The organism is Pseudomonas sp. SF2 (assembly GCF_036858055.1).
Lineage (GTDB): Bacteria > Pseudomonadota > Gammaproteobacteria > Pseudomonadales > Pseudomonadaceae > Aquipseudomonas.
On record NZ_JAMBDI010000010.1, the window covers coordinates 58,106 to 76,258 of the forward strand.

An 18,153-nucleotide genomic window follows, 5' to 3' on the forward strand; every position below is an offset into this window, starting at 1 on the left:
GCTAGAGCCTGACCTCGACCGCCAACGGAAGGTGGTCCGACAGGTGCGACCAAGGTTTGTGCCCCAGAATCCGCGGCCCATGGCTTTCGGCGTTGCGCAGGTAGACGCGGTCCAGGCGCAGCAGCGGCAGGCGCGCAGGGTAGGTGCGGGCCAGGTGGCCATGGTGGCGCTCGAAGGCCTCGTGCAGGTCATGCTGCAGGCCCAGGGTGCGGTTGCCGTGGGATTTCCAGTCGTTGAAATCGCCGGCGATGATCACCGGGGCATCGGCGGGCAAGGACTCGAGCAGCTTGCGCAGCAGTTGCAGCTGCTTCTGGCGGTGGCTTTCCAGTAACGACAGGTGCACGCAGATGGCATGTACCTGGCGCTGGCCGGGGACGTCGAGGATGCAGTGCAGCAGGCCACGACGTTCGGGGCCGGTGATCGACACGTCGAGGTTGCGGTGTTCGATGATCGGGTATCTGGACAGCAGCGCGTTGCCGTGGTGGCCGTCGGGGTAGACCGCGTTGCGGCCGTAGGCGAAGTCGCTCCACATGCTGTCGGCGAGGAACTCGTACTGCGAGGTCTGCGGCCAGCCGGGGTAGCGCGCGGCGTGGCGGTCGTGGCTGCCGAGCACCTCCTGGAGGAAGACGATGTCGGCCTGGGTGCTGCGCACCGCCTCGCGCAGTTCCGGCAGGATGAAGCGCCGGTTGAAGGCGGTGAAGCCCTTGTGGGTATTCACCGTCAGCACCCGCAGCCGCTTCACGGCCGGGGCCTGGTTGTCGCTGGCGAAACCTTTACTGCCGGCTTCGGGGTTCACGGTTACTCCTCGGTCAACGGGTTTGCGCCGCTCCTGCAAAAGGGACACATACCCGCGGTTCAGGTTCACTCCTCATCACGCTGCAACACCATCAGCAGCAACGACCGCCCCTTGACCTCGAAGGTGCTGTCGAACTGCAGATGCTGCCCCTTGCGCAGCTCCGGCCGGTCGGTGTCGACCAGGCAACTCCAGTAATCCCCATCGGGTACCGTCGGCAACTCGAACGGTACGATGTCATGGTGGGCATTGACGATCAGCAGCACGGTGGCCTCGGCGCCTGGCCGGGCAATGCCACTGACCTGCGCGCGGCCATCGATCAACATGCCCAGGCATCGCCCGTGCGGGTCTTCCCATTGCTCCACGCTCATCTCGTTGCCATCCGGTGCCAGCCAGGTCACGTCCTTGACCCCGATTGCCTCATTGTAGTCGCCCACCAGAAAGCGCGAGCGGCGCAGTATCGGGTAGGCCAGGCGCAGGCGAGTCAGGCGTTTGACGAAGGCCAGCAGCTCTTCACCCTCCTGGTCCAGGTCCCAGTTCACCCAGCCGATCTCGCTGTCCTGGCAATAGGCATTGTTGTTGCCGTGCTGGGTGCGGCTGAACTCGTCACCGGCGACGATCATCGGCGTGCCCTGGGCCAGCAGCAGGGTAGCGAAGAAGTTGCGCATCTGGCGCATGCGCAGGGCATTCACGCCCGGGTCGTCGGTTGGCCCCTCGACACCGCAGTTCCACGACAGGTTGTTGTCGGTGCCGTCCTGGTTGCTCTCGTCGTTGTCTTCGTTGTGCTTGTGGTTGTAGGACACCAGGTCGCGCAAGGTGAAACCGTCGTGGGCGGTGACGAAATTGACCGAGGCATAGGGGCGCCGGCCACGGTTGTTGAACATGTCCCCCGAGGCGGTCATGCGCGAGGCAAAGTCGGCCAGTTGGCCTTCGTCACCTTTCCAGAAGGCGCGCACGGTGTCGCGGAAGCGGTCGTTCCACTCTGCCCAGCCCGGGGCGAAGTTGCCCACCTGGTAGCCGCCCGGGCCGCAGTCCCAGGGCTCGGCGATCAGTTTCACCTGGCTCAGCATAGGGTCCTGGCGGCAGGCGACGAGGAAACCGTGGCGTTCGCTATAGCCGTCGTGGTAGCGGCCAAGAATGGTCGCCAGGTCGAAGCGGAAGCCGTCCACGTGCATTTCGCCGGCCCAATAGCGCAGCGAGTCGGTGACCAGCTGCAGCACGCAGGGGTGGCTCAGGTCCAGGGTGTTGCCGGTGCCGGAATCGTTGATGTAATAGCGCTTGTCGTCCGGCATCAGGCGGTAGTACGAGGCGTTGTCGATGCCGCGCATCGACAGCGTTGGCCCGCGCTCGTTGCCTTCGGCGGTGTGGTTGTAGACCACGTCGAGGATTACCTCCAGCCCGGCGTCGTGCAGGTGCGCGACCATTTCCTTGAACTCGGCGATCTTGCCGCTGGCCAGGTAGCGCGGGTGGGGGGCGAAGAAGGCGATGCTGTTGTAGCCCCAGTAGTTGTTCAGGCCCTTGTCCAGCAGGTGCTGGTCGTTGACGAAGGCGTGAACCGGCAGCAGCTCGATGCTGGAAACGCCCAGCTCCTTGATGTGCCTGAGCAGCTCGTCATTGGCCAGGCCGGCGAAGGTGCCGCGCAGGTTTTCCGGTACTGCCGGGTGGCACATGCTGATGCCACGGGTGTGCGCCTCGTAGATGATCGTGCGTTCCCAGGGGATCAGCACGCGCTGGTCGCGGCCCCAGGTGAAGGCAGGGTCGATCACCTTGCACTTAGGCACGAAGGGCGCGCTGTCGCGTTCGTCGAACGACAGGTCGCCGTCGGGGTGGCCGATGGTGTAGCCGAACAGTGCTTCGGACCATTGCAGGCTGCCGACCAGTTGCTTGGCATACGGGTCGATCAGCAGTTTGTTGGGGTTGAAGCGGTGGCCGTTCTCTGGCTCGTAGGGGCCGTGCACGCGGTAGCCATAGATCAGCCCGGGGTGCGCGTCGGGCAGGTAGCCGTGGTAGATCTCGTCGGTGTATTCGGGCAGCTCGATGCGCTCGATTTCGTGTTCGCCAGTGGAGTCGAACAGGCACAGCTCGACCTTGGTGGCGTTGGCCGAGAACAGGGCAAAGTTGACCCCCAGGCCATCCCAGGTGGCACCGAGGGGGAAGGGCAGGCCTTCACGGATGCGCGATGGGGCGACCGAGCGGGTTTTCTTCGGGGTGCGGGGGCTCATGGCGGTCCTCTATGGCCGTGGTGGAGGGGGAGCTGTGCAGTCCTGCACCGGCCTCTTCGCGGGCTTGCCCGCTCCCACAGGTACGGCGCCACACTCAGGCCTGGCGCCTACCTGTGGGAGCGGGCAAGCCCGCGAAGAGGCCGGTACAGGCTTAACCGGCAGCCGGCTTTTTCACCGCCCGGGGCTTCTTCACCGCTACGGCTTTCTCAACCGGCTCAGCCGCTACCTTGGGCTTGGCCGGCGCCCGCTTGCGCGGCGCCGCCTTGGGGGCCAGTGCCTCGGCTTCGGCCAGCTTGCGGGCCATGTCCCAATGGCGGTCTTCCTGGCCGGCAGGCTTACCCTCGGATTCCCAGATCTGGTAGGCAAATTCGCGGATACGTTTTTCATCAACACTCATCATGACGCTCCTGATGCTCAAGATTGTTGTATCAGCAGGTTGACCGGAAACTCCGCCAGCACGGCGCTCAACAGCAGCTCCCTGGAAGAGCTGACCGCAGCACTGGGGAAAAGTCCCGTCGAGTTGGCAGGCGACAAGGCAAACGGCAGGCTTACTCGGGTATCGTCCCAGTTCTGTGCCGGGATCAGGGGTATCGGTGCACCCGCCAGCAGGGTACTGGCCAGGCGTGGCGCGATGATGACGGCTCGCTCGCCTTCGCCCAGGCGGGCAAAGGCCACCACCTTGTCGGCATGCCGGCCGTGCACGCTCAGCGGCAGGTAGGCACCCTGGCGGAACAACTCGGCGTGGGCCTGGCGGCAGTCCAGCACCCGGGCGATCAGCGCCTGTTTGAGGCGGCCGTCGCGCCAGTGCGCCAGCAGTTCGGCTACAGGTGTTGCATCGTCCAGGGTGCGACGCCTGCAAGCGTAGTCCACGGCGCGGCGGTTGTCCGGGTCGACCAGGCTGAAGTCCCAGTATTCGGTGCCCTGGTACAGGTCAGGTACGCCCGGCGTGGTCATGCGCAGCAGGGCCTGGACCAGGCCGTTGAGGGCACCGGGGCAGGCCAGCAGGTATGCGGCATCGGCCAGGGATTTGCGCAGCTGCTGGTTCTCGCTGTCCAGCAGCAGGCCGTCGATGTAGCGGGCGCAGGCGCCTTCGTAGGCCTCGTTCGGCGCGCTCCAGCTGCTGCGCAGCTTGGCCTCGCGCAGGGCCTTCTGCTGCCACTGGCGAATGCGTTCGGCGTACTGGCGCAGGGCGTTGTCCTCGTGCAGGTCGAGGTCCAGTGGCCAGCTGCCCAGCAAGGTCTGCAGCAGCATCAGCTCATCGCCGGGGCTGGGCGCCAGGCCGTCGTCCAGTTGCGTGCGCAACGGTGTCGCCAGTTCGCGCCAGTGTTCCATTCGGCTGGCCAGCCACGGGCCGCGCTCACTGAGCACGGCCAGGCGCGCGCGGGTGTCTTCGCCGCGCTTGTGGTCATGGGTGGCGCTGGCCAACAGGTTGTCGGGGAAGTCGCGCAGGCGTCGCTGGGCCTCGTTGTGGAAGTGTTCGAGCGGGGCGCTGAAGCGCTCGGCGTCGAAGCCCACGTCGTTGCGCGACAGCAGCCGTGCGCTGCGGTAGAAGGCGGTGTCTTCCACGGCCTTGGCGGCGCTGGGCGCGGTCAGTTGCTGGAAGCGCACGCAGGCGTGGCGCAGTTGCTTGCGTGCCCGGCCCGCTGGCAGGTTGCGCCAGGCTTGCCCGCCCAGCCATTGTTCAAGGTGCTCAAGCAGCGGCCAGTCGGCTTCGCCGAGGTCCTGGCGGGCATTGGCCAGGGCCTGCTGGAAAAACCCTTCGTCTTCTGCCGGGCGCCCGCAGGCATTGAAGTAGGTGCGGTACACCGGGTAATGCGCCACCAGCGCCTGCAAGGCGCGACGGATAGCGCCCAGGGTCAGGTCGCGGGTCATCAGGTCGTTGCGCGCTACCTGCAACAGCGCCTGGGCCACCGACTCGCAGTCGCCGGCCAGGCTGGCATTGAGCACCAGGTGGCGAGCCTGGCGCACCTCCTCGGGGAAGTCCGGGCGTTCGCTTGCATTGGCCCACAGCTCGGTCAGCGCTGCTTCACCCGCCGGGTCGTGCTGCAACAGCGAGACCTGGTTCATGAACTCATAGCCGGTAGTGCCATCGGTAAGCCAGTCGCGGTGCAGGTGCTCGTTGGCGCCGAGGATCTTCTCCACGTAAATGGGGAAATGCTCCAGGGCTGCATGCAACGGCCGCCGCGCCAGCAGGCCATCGACCCGCCGGCGCAGCTTGCGGCAGTAACCGCGCGGGTCGGCCAGGCCGTCGATATGGTCGATGCGCAGGCCGTCCACAAGGCCACGTTCGATCAGCTCGAACAGCTTGGCGTGGGTGGCTTCGAACACCACGGCGCGTTCAACCCGCAGGCCGCCCAGTTCGTTGATGTCGAAGAAGCGCCGCCAATTGATGTCGTCGGCGGCGGTGCGCCAGCTGGCCAGACGGTAGGTCTGGCGTTCCAGCAGCAGGTGCAGGCGCTTGAAGCCATTCTCGCTACGGCTGTCGAACGCCACCAGGGCCGACGCAAGGTCGACGCCTGCGCCTGCCAGGCGCGCCAGTTCGGCTTGCAGCGGCAGGGCGTCGGCCAGCGGCGTGGCCGATGCGTTCAACGCAGTGAAGCGTTCGGCCAGGGCCTTGAGCGCCGGTTCCGGGCTGAGGGCGAGAATCCAGCCATAGTCGACCGGGCAGATCGGGAAGCGGTGTTGGTAATGGGCGATTTGCAGCTGCCCATGGTGCTTGTCGAACTCAAGCGGTATCTCGCCATTTTTCAGCGCCACGCCATAGTCGCAGGCGAGGAACGGCAACAGCAGCTGGCCGGCCAGCAGCGGGTCGCTGGAGTGCCACTGGATGTCGAAGAATTCCGCATACGGGCTGCGTCGGCCCCAGGCCAGCAGGCTCTGCCACCAGGGGTTGTCGGCACCGCCCACGGCCATGTGGTTGGACACCGTATCGAGGATCAGCCCCATGCCGTGCTGGCGCAGGGCCGCGACCAGCCGTTGCAGCGCCGCCTCGCCGCCCAGTTCGGGGTTGACGCAGGTCGGGTCGACCACATCGTAGCCGTGGCGTGAGCCGGCGCGGGCCTTGAGGATAGGCGACGCATACAGGTGGCTGATGCCCAACTGGGCGAAGTACGGCACCAGCGGCACCGCGTGATCGAGGGTGAAGTCACTGTGAAATTGCAGGCGCAGGGTCGCGGTCAGCGCTTTCATCGGTCACGCTCCCAGGCCTGTTCGCGGGCCTGGGCCAGCAGTTCCAGGCGCCTTGCTGCGTCTTCGTCGTCGAGCAGCTCACGTACCGGCCGGGCAAAGCGTCGGCGCCAGTTGGGGTGGCCGGCGGTGGTGCCCGGCAGGTTGGGTTGTTCGTCGCAGCCTAGCAGGTCTTCCAGCGGCACCAGTACCAACGGTGCGCGGGTGTGGCCGACGTAGCGGATGGCCGCATCGATCAGCGCGTCGTTGTCCGGCAGCGAGCCGTAGTTGGCCTCCAGGGTACGGCGCAGGCCGTCGTGCTCCTTTTGCCGTTCGTGGCGCCAGTGCAGTTCGGTGGCGGCGTCGATCAGTTGCAGGCGGTGGTTCCAGTCGATGTCGCGGTTTTCCAGCCAGCCGGCCAGCGGCGCAAGATCGTGGGTGCCGGTGGTGGCCAGGGCGTTGTCCGGCCAGTCGAGAATCGGCTTGAAATGGCCGGGCTGGGTCTGCTCGAAGGGCAGCACGCGCATGCCCAGTACGGCCTTGGCCGCCAGTTGCTCGCGCAGGCCGTCAGGCACGGTGCCCAGGTCTTCGCCGAGGATGATCGCCTGGTGGCGCACCGACTCCAGCGCCAGCAGGCGCAGCAGGTCGTCCAGCGGATAGTTGAGGTAGGCACCTTCGCTGGGCTTGCTCCCCTGCGGTATCAGCCACAACCGGCGCAGGCCCATGACATGGTCGATGCGCAGGCCGCCGGCGTGGGCGAGATTGGCTCGCAGCATTTCGATGAAGGCGCGGTAACCGTTACGTTTGAGGCCTTCGGGCGAGAAGGCGCAGATGCCCCAGTCCTGGCCGGCACGGTTGAGGATGTCAGGCGGTGCGCCCACTTTCAGGCCTGCCAGCAGCTCGTCCTGGCGGCTCCAGGCCTGGCTGCCGGCACCGTCGGCGCCCACCGCCAGGTCAGCGATCAGGCCGACCGCCATGCCGTTGCCGCGTGCCGCTTCCTGGGCGCGTTGCAGGCCTCGTTCGGTCAGCCATTGGCAGAAGGCATGGAACTCGACCTTGGCCGGGTAGGCTTTGGCGAAGGCCTCCACTTCCGGGTGGTAAGGGTCGTGCCAGGCCTTGGGCCAGTTGCGCCAGTCGGCGCCCAGGCCATGCTCTACGGCCTGCGCCTGCAGCACCTCGAAGCGGCAGTGGTGCTCCAGGGCCTGGCCACCGGCTTCGCGGAAGCTGTCGAAGTCCGTGCGCAGCGGGTGCTCGCCCTGGCTGAAGCCCAGGTACAGGGCTTCGAGCAGGCGCAGGCGGGCACCGGCGGCACGCGGCCAGTCGACCAGCGGGGCTTGTTCCAGGTCCTCCAGCTGTTGCTCCAGGCCGCAAGCTTCGATGGCCACGCGCACAGCCCGCTCGCCCAGCAGCGCGGCCGGGCTGGCGTACAGGGTATTGAGCAGCAGGCGGCTGGAGGGCGAGTAGGGGCTGTAGTGCGTCTGGTCGATGGCCGACAGGGCGTGGATCGGGCTGATCGCCAGGGCATCGGCACCGCGCTCGGCGGCCGCTCGGGCCAGTTGTTCCAGGGCCAGGCAGTCGCCGTAGCCGCCATCGCCGGGGCGGCGCAAGCTGTACAGCTGCACCGCCAGGCCCCAGCAGCGCGGTGGCGGCTGCGGCACACGGTCTTCAAGGCTGTGGCAGCGTGGCGGGGCCACGGCCACGGTGAAGCGGCGGCTGTCGATTTCCACCTGGTGGTAGCCGATGGGCAGTTCACCAGGCAGGCGAGCCTGGTCGTCGAGGCATAGGGTGAGTGAGGCGTGGTCTTCGAGGGTGCAGTGCGCGACGCTGGCGGCGCTGAAGTAGCGCGCCAGTGGCAGTGGCTGGCCGAGGTCGGCGGTCAGCAGCGGCGGCAGGTGCTCACTGTCTTCGGCAGCGTCGACGGCGCGCAGGCTGGCGGCAATGGCGGCGTCATCGGCGGCCGGGTGGCCAAGGCCTGCAAGGATGTTGCGCAGCACCTCGTCGCTGACACGCTGGGGCCGGGCGTTGGCGTCGATCCAGTCGCGGCTCAGCCCGACGCGGGTCGCCAGACGGTGCAGGGCGGTTTCGCTCATGGGCGCTCCTGGGCAGGTGGAAGCAGGCTGACCACGCAGCTGTACGCGGCCAGATGAGTATCGGGGTGCCGGGCGTCGCTGCTGTCGAACAGCCGGGTGGCTGGTGCGGGCAACTCGACCGCCTGTGGGCTGGCGTCCAGGTTCAGGTCAATGCGCAGGGTGTTGCCATCGCCCAGGCGCCAGCGTGCGGTCAGTGCCTTGTCGCCGAGCACCTCGGCACCTAGCGCGCGGCTGCCAGGCAGGTGGGGGATCACATGGCGGCGGCGCAAGTCGAGCAACTGCTGGTACAGGCCGTGCCAGCCGGCGATCACTTCCCAGGCCTGCGGGCGGGATGCCTCGAAGGTCTGTTCGGCGTTGGGGTCGGGGATGCGTTGGCGCTGCTCGGGGTCGGCGAAAGCGGCGAAATGGGCGAACTCGCCGCGCCGGCCTTCACGCACGGCGTCAGCCAGCTGGTCATGGAAGTCAGTGAAGAACAGGAACGGCCGGCAGCTGCCGTCTTCGTCGCCCATGAACAGCAGTGGGATCATCGGCGCCAGCAGCAACAGGCCGGTGGCCGCCCGCAGCGCCGGCGGCGGGCACAGGCGGGTCAGGCGCTCGCCGAGGGCGCGGTTGCCGACCTGGTCGTGGTTCTGCAGGAACAGCACGAAGGCGCTGGGCGGCAGGTGCCCGCTGGGCTCGCCGCGGGGCGTGCCATGGCGGTTGGCCTGGCCCTGGAACACGAAGCCTTCGCCAAGGCAGCGGGCCAACTGGTCGATGGGGCGCTGCTGGTAGTCGGCGTAGTAGCCTTCGGTTTCGCCGGTCAGCAGCACGTGCAGGGCATTGTGGCCGTCGTCGTTCCACTGGGCGTCGAAGCCTTGTTCCAGCAGGAAGGCCTGGTTGTGCTCGTTCTCCAGTACCAGCCACACCTGGCGGCCCGGCTCCACTGCCGCGCGTACCCTTTGTGCCAGCTCGATCAGGAAGTCGGGCTGGTCGATGGCGTGCACGGCGTCCAGGCGCAGGCCATCGAAGCGGTAGTCGCACAGCCACATCAGGGCATTCTGGATGAAGTACTCGCGCACCTGCGGGCGACGGAAGTCGATGGCTGCGCCCCAAGGCGTCTGCCGGTCGTCGCGGAAGAACGGGCTGGCGTACCGGTGCAGGTAATTGCCGTCGGGGCCGAAATGGTTGTACACCACATCGACCAGCACCATCAGCCCCAGGCCATGGGCCTGGTCGACCAGCTCACACAATTGCTCTGGGCTGCCATAGGTGTTTTGCGGCGCATAGGGCAGCACGCCGTCGTAGCCCCAGTTGCGCTCGCCGGGGAACTGCCCCAGCGGCATCAGTTCGATGGCGCTGATGCCCAGCTCGGCCAGGCGAGGCAGTTGCCGGGCGACCCCGACGTAGCCGTCGAGCAAGCCGACATGCAGCTCCTGGATGACCGCCTCGTGCCAGGGCCGGCCTTGCCAGGGGTGTTGCCAGGCATAGCCGGCCACATCCACCACCTGGCTTGGGCCCTGTACGCCCTCAGGCTGGTAGCGCGAGGCCGGGTCGGCCACCTGCAGTGCACCGTCGATACGGTAGTGGTAACGGTCCCCGGCCCGGCACGGGGCCACGCCGGTGTACCAGCCATCATCATCGGGCAACAGCTCGATGGCCGGCTGTTGCTCCAGTTCCACGCTCACGCTGCGCGCATCCGGGGCCCAGAGGGCGAAGCGCGCCGACGTGGCGTCCAGCAGGTGTGCGCCATGCCTGTGCATCTTCTGCTCCCCGCTCAGTAGTGGCTGTGCTGCGCCTGCTTGACCAGGTCTTCGTACAGGCGTGCGTAGGGTTCCACGGCCTGGCACCAGTTGAACGGTTGGGTCATCGACAGGCAGCGCATGGCATTCAGCAGGTCCTTCTTGCCGTAGACATAGAAGGCCCGGCTGAGGGCCTGGCGATAGCTCTCGACAGTGGACTCATTGAACAGGAAACCGGTGACACCGGACTCGATGGTGTCGGCCAGGCCGCCGGTGTTGCGCGCCACCGGCAACGAACCGAAGCGCTGCGCATACATCTGGCTGAGGCCGCACGGCTCGTAGCGTGACGGCATCAGCAGGAAGTCGCTGCCGGCGAACATGCGCCGGGCGTCGGTTTCGTTGAAGCCGATGCGCACGCCGATGCGGCCCGGGTGGCGTAGCGCCAGCTCGCGCATGGCCTGTTCTTCTTCGGGCTCGCCACGGCCGATGATCGCGATCTGCCCACCTTGCTCGACGATGTAGTCGGCGACACCGAGGGTAAGGTCCAGGCCTTTCTGGTAGACCAGGCGCGAAACCACGGCGAACAGCGGGCCTTCGGAGGGCTGCAGTTTGAACAGCTCGCGCACTGCCTGGGCATTGCGCGCCTTGCCTTCCCAGTCATTGATGCTGAAGTTGTGCTGCAGGTGCTTGTCGGTAGCCGAGTCCCAGCTTTCGTCGATGCCGTTGGGAATGCCGCCGAGCAGGCCTTGCTGCGCCTTGCTGGCGAGGAAGCCGTCCAGGCCGCAGCCGAATTCCGGGGTGGTGATTTCCCGGGCATAGGTGGCGCTGACCGTGGTGATGTGGCTGGAATAGGCCAGGCCGGCCTTGAGGAACGACAGCTTGCCGTAGAACTCCATGCCTTCCTGCTGCATGGCATGTTCGGGGATTGCCAGCTCCGGGCTGCAGCCGCGGCTGTACACGCCCTGGTAGGCCAGGTTGTGGATGGTGAACAGGGTGGGCGTGCTCAGCCCGCGCCAGTGCATGTAGGCCGGCGCCAGGCCGGCGGGCCAGTCGTGGGCGTGCACCACTTCGGGCTTCCAGTGGATCCTGCCTTCGCCGGCGGCGATTTCGGCGGCGGCCAGGCCCAGGCGGGCGAAGCGGATGTGGTTGTCGGGCCAGTCGCGGCCGTTGTTGGCGCCATAGGGGGTGCCGTCGCGCTGATACAGTTCGGGGCAGATCAGCACATAGATGACCAGGCCGTCGGCCATGTCCATGCGCCCGATCTTGCACGGCGGCAGGGCGGCGTGGCCGCCCAGTTCACCGACGATATGGATGGGGTTGTCGCTTTCCATCACCTGGCGGTAGCCGGGGATCAGCACCCGCACATCGTGCAGGTGCGCCAGGGCGCGGGGCAGGGCGGCGGACACGTCGCCCAGGCCGCCGGTCTTCACCAGGTCGGCGATTTCCGAGGTCACGAACAATATCTTGCGCTTGTTGCGGTTGTGCTGGCGCTGGGCGCCGGGTGCCTTGCCTGTCGCGGCGAAGTCCGGGGTGAGCGGTTCGCGGTTGTCCGGGTTGAATGAATCTACGTGAGGCTCGACAGCGGCACTGATCATACTTCTCTCCGTCCCTATGCTTGGCCGGGTGCTGGCACCCGTGGCGATGTTTCGTGTTGGTTCTCTCTGTTTCTGGTTTCTGCGTAGTGCGTTCCATGCCCCAGGTTCGTGCGCGCAGGCACAGCGCGATCGGCATTCCCGCCGAAGGCGATTGGGCTGGTGGGGTGTGTGGGCCGAGGCTGGGAAGTCCCTTTGCGTTTGGCCTACTTAGTTCCTGACCTGCCCGCGTTCCGTAAAGTTCGACTTTTTTTCGTCACTCTTCCGTTGAGCAAATGGCGGGCCGAAACCCGAGTGTAGGAGAGAAAGAGATAAAAATGTGACCCGCTGGTCACCATTGTCGTGCCGCGGAGTAGACGCAAACGTTGGCGGTTGTGACTGGATGTGAATGCAGGGGATGGAGCGGTTGATGAAGGGGCAGGCGGGCTGCCCCATTACGGATAGCTGCGCACCTTTTTGGTGCGCTGGAGGGGTGTCAGAGTCATTGCCTTCCAAGAGAATGGTGCATTTCGGAATCCGAGTGATTTCAGGAGAAATGAAAGTGGCTGTTTCGCGAACTTTTTAGTAACTGTTTTTATTATTTTCCTGGCTTGAATTTTTGGTGATTCAGTGATCGGCCTCGCGCGCGCAAAATTTTGTAAGTTGATGCGTTAAGAAATTTCCTACGAAATCGTCAATGCATGAAACCCATCGTTCCTGTCATGGCGGGGCGGTACGGTTTAAGTTGCTCTTCAGTCACTGCCTCATCCTCACTGTCGTCATCGATCAAGTCCGCCAATGCCACGGATCTAGCCGGCTTGAGCGTTGACGACGGGCAATTTTCATTCGACGTACTCATCTTGAAGAAAGCCAGGATGTGGTTGTTTTTCGCCGGTAAACATGAGGCGGGTAGAGCAACTCATGAAACAGTCGGACTTTCGCTTCGGGTTTCAGGCGCTCGCCGGGCGCACGGAGTTCGAAGTGGTTTCATTCAAGCTGGAAGAAACCATCAGCCAGCCATTTTTACTGAACCTTGAACTTGTCAGTTACGACAGTGATGTCGACTTCGGCCAGGTGCTCGACAAGCCTGCGCTATTCACCCTTTATTGCGCAGACCGGCCACTGCGTCATGTGCATGGCTTGGTCAGTGCCTTCAGCCAGGGTGAAACCGGCTTCTGTCGCACGCGCTACCACGCCCTGGTCGAGCCGCAACTGGCCCGCGCCCGCTTGCGTTCGAACTGGCGCATCTTCCAGCAGAAAACCGTGCCGCAGATTCTTGAACTGATGTTCAAGCGTCAGGGCATTGCCCGGTTTGAGTTCAATAGCAGCGCCGAGCACCAGGTGCGTGAGTTTTGTGTCCAGGCGGGGGAAACCGACCTCGACTTCATCCATCGCCTTGCCGCTGAAGAGGGCTTCGTCTACCGCTTTGCGCACTGCGCCAGGCACCACACGCTGATCGTTACCGATCGCCTGCTATCGCTTGGGTTGCTCAGCCGGGGCACGCTAAAGCCCGTAGATGATGAGGCGCTTTGGCTGGATGAAGATGATCTCGGCCCCGACAAGGTGCTGTACCACGCCAGTAGCGGTGGCGACCAAGCCCGTGCCTGCCTGCGGCGTTTGCGCTACTGCGAGCAGGTGCGTACCGCGCAGCAGGTGCAGCGCGACTACACCTTCACCAACCCGGCCTATCGCCAGGAGCACAAGGCTCAGGCCAGCGGAATCACGCACCAGTCGCTGGACTACGAGTTTTTTGATTACCCGGGCCGCTACAAGCGCGATGCGGTCGGCAAGCGCTTCACTGAAACGCGGCTGACGGCCCTGCGCCATGACGCCCGCCTGGCCGAAGTGCAGGGCGATGACGTGCGCCTGCAGCCAGGCCTGAGCTTCACCCTCGTCGGCCACCCGCGCGAAGACCTCAATGTGCACTGGCGCGTGATCAGCCTGTGCCACGAAGGTACGCAGTTCACCAGCCTGCAGGAAGAAGCCGCCGGTGCCGAACAAGGTACCCGCTATGTGAACGATGCGCTGCTGGTGCAAGGCATGGCCGAATGGCGCCCGGCACCCTTGGCCAAGCCGCGCATCGATGGCCCGCACATGGCCACCGTGGTCGGCCCGCCGGGCGAAGAGATTTTTTGCGACCAGTGGGGGCGGGTCAAGGTCAGCTTCCCCTGGGACCGTGAAAGCAGCAACAACGAATTCAGTTCCTGCTGGGTGCGGGTGTCGCAAGGCTGGGCCGGTGGCAGTTGGGGTTCGATGGCCATTCCGCGTGTTGGCCAGGATGTGATTGTCCAGTACGTCAATGGCGACCCTGACCAGCCGATGATCACCGGGCGCACCTACTGCGGTGACCAGCTGCCGCCTTACGACCTGCCCGAACACAAGACCCGCATGACCATCAAGAGCCAGACCCACAAAGGCGATGGCTTCAACGAGTTGCGCTTCGAGGACGAACTGGGGCGGCAGGAAGTATTCATTCATGCCGAGCGCGACCAGAACAACGTCGTGAAGCACAACGAAACCACGTTCATCGGCAATGATCGTAGCGAGCGCGTCGAGCATGACGAAGTGGTGCACATAGGTGGCAACCGCAGTGTCAAGGTCGGCGCCAGCAAGAGCGAAACGGTCGCCCTTGGCAAAGTCGAAAGCATTGGCCTGGGCAAGTCGTTGGCCGTTGGCGGGGCGTTGAGCGTGATGGTTGGCCTCGAGGCCAGCGAGCAGGTCGCGCAGGACAAGCGTGTGCAGGTCGGCGGGCAACTGCGGGTCGATGCCAATGACGATGTGTCGCTCACCAGCCATCACGGCCATGTGCACATCGACAGCCGAACGTCGCTGACCCTGAGTTGCGGCGGGGCGTTCATCAAGCTGGGTGATGGCCGCATCGAAATCGGTTGCCCCGAGCCACTGCTGTTGCATGCCATCGCCCAGGTAAAGGCGCCTGCACGTTACGGTGAGCCGCCTGCACCGTTGCAGGATGAAATCGAGTTTCGCCTGGTGCATGCCGACGGTACGCCGATTGCGGGCACGGCCTACGTGGCGACGTTGTCCGATGGCACCCAGCGCCAGGGTATGGTCGATCAGAACGGCTATGCCCGCCTGGCTGGCGTTACCCCCGGTTGCAGCGCCCAGGTGCGCTACGAGGTTGGCCAAGGCTCGCTGCAACTGACGACCGCAACCGAGCCGGATGCTGCCTTGCAGGCATTGCTTGCCGGCTGCACCTCGGCAGGTGGCCAGCCATGAACTCCGCTGCTGACTGGCTGGATGAAGCGGTGGAAAAGGTGGCAGGCGGCTTTGGCTGGCTGCGTGACCTGGTGCTGGGCGAGTTTGCCGAGGAACGGCCACTGAGCGTGGTCATCGCCGACATGCTGCTGTCGTTGGTGCCCGGGGTAGTGATTGTGCTCAGTGCCCGTGACCTGGCCGCAGTGTGCCTGCGCCTGGGCAAGCGCTACACGGCGGATGGCAGCCAGGCAACGGCGCAGCCGCCACAGTGGCAGGAGTGGGTGCTGCTGGTTGCCTGCCTGCTTACTTTGATCGCGCCGATCATCGGTGCCGTGGTGGGGGCGGTGGGTACGCCCGTGGGCTCGGTGGCAGGTGCATTGGTCGGCCAGGAAGCGGCAGCGTTTCTGCGAGGTTTGTGCCTGCTACTTATCCGTGAAAGCCAGATCATCTTGCGGACCGTGGTTGCGTTTCTTGGCAAGTTCACCCGCGGCAGCGTGGAGTTCTGGCTGCGCCAGGTCAGGTTCACGAGCTATGAAAAGGATTTGCTGGCCTATCTGAACCAGTTCTTGACCAAGGTCATCGCTGCAACGGCAAAGCTTCGCAGCTACCTGGGCAACTGGCCCTTCAACCAAGCGGCCTCGCACCTGTTGGTGCGGCTGCAGGCCATGGAAGCGCAGTTCTACGCGGTGCAGGTGCATGCAGTGCGGGAAATCCCACAGGCGCTAATGCAACTCGACGCCAGGTTGGCCAAGGTGCTGGAACAGGCCAGCGATCTGCCCGCGCAGGTTGCGCAGGCCGGGGTGCATGCGCCTAAGCCGGTGCCCATGGCGATGAGTGGTGGGCGGGTGACTTCTGGCATTGGCATGCGTCCGCGTTACCTCGAGCGCCCCGAGGGTGCGCTCGGCCCGCCAGTGCCCACCTCTGCGGCTGCCGCCACGCATGGCGCCAATGTGCACGTCTTCGATCATTCGACGGCGACCCGGGCGCAGAAGGGCATTTATGGGGAGGTGGTCAGTGATCAGTACATGCTCGGCAAAGGCCATGAGAACCTGCTGTCGGTCGCTCGTGGGCCTCGCAGCCTGGAAATGAAACCCACCGGGCGCGGGCTGGATGGCGTCTATCGTAATGCCCATCCACCGCCGCCGTTCATCATTACCGAGACCAAGTATCGAACGGGGGGCGCGTTTTCGCCGGGTAGTTTGCCGGTTACAAAGGGGAGTAAGGGGTTTCCGAGCGCCAGGCAGATGAGTGATGCGTGGATTGAGCCGAGACTTGACTTGGAGCTTGGGAAAAAACAGGCGGAAGAAGTTGCATTCGCCGGATATGAACGTTGGTTAATGATCGTAGATGAAGGTGGTGTGGTAACGAAAATAGTCAAGCTCGACGAAAATGCTAAATTTATCGGTGATGTGATCCAATAGGGGTGTGTAATGACTGGATTTGATCGGGTCAAGCGTGAGCCTTTTTTGCAAGAGGCAGCCTATCTCGATAGTGTTTCTTTTTGGAAGGAGAATTATGTAGAGCGCCAGGCTGAGTCTTTTCTCGAAATTGAGCGTCCCGAGTATGTAAATGTCAAGATGTTGAGCTGGAGGTGGTGCTTTCAGTCTATGGAGTTGCTCATTGCTCTATATTCGGGAGGGGAACCCATTGAAGCGCTTGAGTTTTACGCGGATCACATGTTTTCCCAGTTTCAACGTCACAAGCAAGCTTATCCGAGTTTCAGCTTGAAACTGTGGGAGCCGGATGCCTATCAGTACACACTCTGGCTTCTATCGTTTGCAGTGCTGTTCAACAAGCCCGGGCGCATCAGACAAATCGCAGGTTTTTTGAGTGAAGCCCCAGATGACGGTGAGGACATCCTGTTGCGGCAACTGTTTTCCCGTGTGGGGGTGACGATCCCTGGGAGTACGTTGATTCATGAGCGCCCCTACCATGAATTGCTCAATGCCGTAACTACTGAGAAGGATGAGCAGCAACAGGCAGTGCGTAGTTACCTGAAGCAGTGGTATCGCGGCATGCGCAACTGTTATTGGCATGACCGGCACAAGGCACGAAGCGATGCGGGTTTCTTTGGCTATTGGGCCTTTGAGGCAGGATTGGTCACTGTGTTGTGGGGCGTCGACGATACGCCCTATAGAGATCTTCCTTTCTACCCGAAGGATTTGGTAGACGATGCTCGCAAGCGTCAAGTTATCAAAAGCTTCCCTGAACAACTGCAAAGCGCGCCGTATTCGGATGCGCTTGCCAGGTCGGGCGAAATTTGCCCGCGCACGGGCGTGTGGGTATGTGATGAATGGGCGGTGGGGCCCCAGACATTCATGCAAGGCGTAGAGATGCCGAGCGAAAATGGGCGCTCTCTGGTTTGGCGCTTGGTGAAAGGCTTATAGCGTGCGGGAGGGCCAATGGGCCAGTTCGACAGCATCAAGCGCGACCCGTGGATGGTCGAGCAGCATTACCTGGCTTCGACGCGTGAAAAAGAGCAGGAATTCGCCGACCCTGACGCCCAGGCATTGCTGATCGGGCCAGCCGAGCACAGGCATCACTACCGTGGCCTTAGCCGCGACTGGGCACACATGGCACTGGAGCTGGCAGTACAGCGGTATTCCGGTGGCGAGCCAATGGAACTGGTGGAGGCCTATGCAGACTATGCGTTCGCCCAGTTCGCCCGGCATTTTTCGGCGTACCCGGCATCCAGCGAGCAGTTGCGCCCTTGGGTGTCGGATGAATACCGGCTTGCCTTGTGGCTGCTGTCGCTGGCGGTGCTGTGCGGTTACCCCGAGCGTGTCGGCCAGATACTGGGCTGGCTGAACCAGAACGACGAGCGCAGCCCCGACCTGCTGCTGCATCGCCTGTTCCAGCGGCTGGGCAAGGCCTACCCTGGCACCTTATTGCTTCACCCCGAACCTTATGGCGCCTTGCTGGAGAGCCTCGACCTGAAAGGGCCCGCGCAGCATGACGCGCTCATGCACTATCTCGGGCAGTGGTACGCCAATGCGCACGATTGCTACTGGTATGAGCGCCACACCTGGGCACGGAGCGACCACTTGGGTTATTGGGCCTTCGAGGCGGCACTGGTGGCGTTTTTATGGTCAGTGCAGGGTGATGGCCTGGAAAGCGCTCCCCACTTTTACCCGCAGGCGCTCGTCGAAAGGGCGCATTACCGACGCCTGGGCAAGCAGTTCCGCGATCCGGAAACCGCCAGGCGCGAGGATGCCCCAGGCTGGCCTTCCGGCACACCTTGCCCATGGCCCGGTTACTACGTCTGCGTCGAGCGCATGGTAGGTGAGCAAGTGTTCATGCACCAGGTACCTTTCCCTGAGATCGATGGCCAGGTCGTGCACTGGCGGCTGTCGAAAACGTTCTGATGGCGCTGCCGGC

Annotated in this window: 11 protein-coding genes; 4 read left to right on the forward strand and 7 right to left on the reverse strand. The window is 64.2% G+C overall.

Annotated elements, in window-relative coordinates; genetic code table 11:
- Position 1: 1 nt before the first annotated feature.
- From M2S36_RS07315 to glgA, 7 genes are all read right to left on the reverse strand, one after another.
- The gene (locus M2S36_RS07315; protein ID WP_207831122.1) at positions 2–796 is read right to left on the reverse strand and encodes an endonuclease/exonuclease/phosphatase family protein; all 795 of its coding nucleotides are present in this window, start codon (positions 794–796) and stop codon (positions 2–4) included.
- Positions 797–861: 65 nt separating this feature from the next.
- A complete protein-coding gene (gene glgX, locus M2S36_RS07320; RefSeq protein ID WP_333956896.1) occupies positions 862–3,015 on the reverse strand; it encodes a glycogen debranching protein GlgX in 2,154 nt (717 codons plus the stop codon).
- 151 nt (positions 3,016–3,166) lie between these two features.
- A complete protein-coding gene (locus tag M2S36_RS07325; protein ID WP_061551133.1) occupies positions 3,167–3,415 on the reverse strand; it encodes a DUF2934 domain-containing protein in 249 nt (82 codons plus the stop codon).
- A gap of 14 nt (positions 3,416–3,429) precedes the next feature.
- Positions 3,430–6,204: a malto-oligosyltrehalose synthase gene (locus M2S36_RS07330; protein ID WP_333956897.1), complete on the reverse strand. Its 2,775-nt coding sequence runs from the start codon at positions 6,202–6,204 to the stop codon at positions 3,430–3,432.
- Positions 6,201–8,270 (reverse strand): 4-alpha-glucanotransferase, encoded by a 2,070-nt coding sequence (gene malQ, locus M2S36_RS07335; RefSeq protein WP_333956899.1) that lies wholly within the window; start codon positions 8,268–8,270, stop codon positions 6,201–6,203. The genes M2S36_RS07330 and malQ overlap by 4 nt, the downstream gene beginning before the upstream one ends.
- A complete protein-coding gene (treZ, locus tag M2S36_RS07340; RefSeq protein WP_333956900.1) occupies positions 8,267–10,009 on the reverse strand; it encodes a malto-oligosyltrehalose trehalohydrolase in 1,743 nt (580 codons plus the stop codon). Before treZ ends, malQ begins: the two co-directional genes overlap by 4 nt.
- 14 nt (positions 10,010–10,023) lie before the next feature.
- Positions 10,024–11,583 carry a glycogen synthase GlgA gene (gene glgA, locus M2S36_RS07345; RefSeq protein WP_207831134.1) on the reverse strand — a complete coding sequence of 520 codons (1,560 nt, stop codon included), beginning with the start codon at positions 11,581–11,583 and terminating at the stop codon, positions 10,024–10,026.
- Positions 11,584–12,480: 897 nt separating this feature from the next.
- Between glgA and M2S36_RS07350 the strand changes: the two genes are divergently transcribed.
- From M2S36_RS07350 to M2S36_RS07365, 4 genes are read left to right on the forward strand one after another with little or no spacing between them, the layout of a single operon-like run.
- A complete protein-coding gene (locus tag M2S36_RS07350) occupies positions 12,481–14,796 on the forward strand; it encodes a type VI secretion system Vgr family protein (protein ID WP_333956901.1) in 2,316 nt (771 codons plus the stop codon).
- On the forward strand, positions 14,793–16,196 hold the full coding sequence (locus tag M2S36_RS07355; RefSeq protein ID WP_333956902.1) for a hypothetical protein: 1,404 nt from the start codon (positions 14,793–14,795) through the stop codon (positions 16,194–16,196). The genes M2S36_RS07350 and M2S36_RS07355 overlap by 4 nt, the downstream gene beginning before the upstream one ends.
- 9 nt (positions 16,197–16,205) lie before the next feature.
- Positions 16,206–17,162, forward strand: coding sequence for a PoNi-like cognate immunity protein (locus M2S36_RS07360; RefSeq protein ID WP_333956903.1), 957 nt, complete (start codon positions 16,206–16,208; stop codon positions 17,160–17,162).
- Between the two features lie 15 nt (positions 17,163–17,177).
- Positions 17,178–18,140, forward strand: coding sequence for a PoNe immunity protein domain-containing protein (locus M2S36_RS07365; protein WP_207831142.1), 963 nt, complete (start codon positions 17,178–17,180; stop codon positions 18,138–18,140).
- The last annotated feature ends 13 nt before the right edge of the window (positions 18,141–18,153 follow it).

Coding starts and splice junctions, on each gene's coding strand:
- glgX (WP_333956896.1), bottom strand. CDS start 3,015: ATGAGCCCCCGCACCCCGAAGAAAACCCGCTCGGTCGCCCCATCGCGC.
- M2S36_RS07325 (WP_061551133.1), bottom strand. CDS start 3,415: ATGATGAGTGTTGATGAAAAACGTATCCGCGAATTTGCCTACCAGATC.
- M2S36_RS07330 (WP_333956897.1), bottom strand. CDS start 6,204: ATGAAAGCGCTGACCGCGACCCTGCGCCTGCAATTTCACAGTGACTTC.
- malQ (WP_333956899.1), bottom strand. CDS start 8,270: ATGAGCGAAACCGCCCTGCACCGTCTGGCGACCCGCGTCGGGCTGAGC.
- treZ (WP_333956900.1), bottom strand. CDS start 10,009: ATGCACAGGCATGGCGCACACCTGCTGGACGCCACGTCGGCGCGCTTC.
- glgA (WP_207831134.1), bottom strand. CDS start 11,583: ATGATCAGTGCCGCTGTCGAGCCTCACGTAGATTCATTCAACCCGGAC.
- M2S36_RS07350 (WP_333956901.1), top strand. CDS start 12,481: ATGAAACAGTCGGACTTTCGCTTCGGGTTTCAGGCGCTCGCCGGGCGC.
- M2S36_RS07355 (WP_333956902.1), top strand. CDS start 14,793: ATGAACTCCGCTGCTGACTGGCTGGATGAAGCGGTGGAAAAGGTGGCA.
- M2S36_RS07360 (WP_333956903.1), top strand. CDS start 16,206: ATGACTGGATTTGATCGGGTCAAGCGTGAGCCTTTTTTGCAAGAGGCA.
- M2S36_RS07365 (WP_207831142.1), top strand. CDS start 17,178: ATGGGCCAGTTCGACAGCATCAAGCGCGACCCGTGGATGGTCGAGCAG.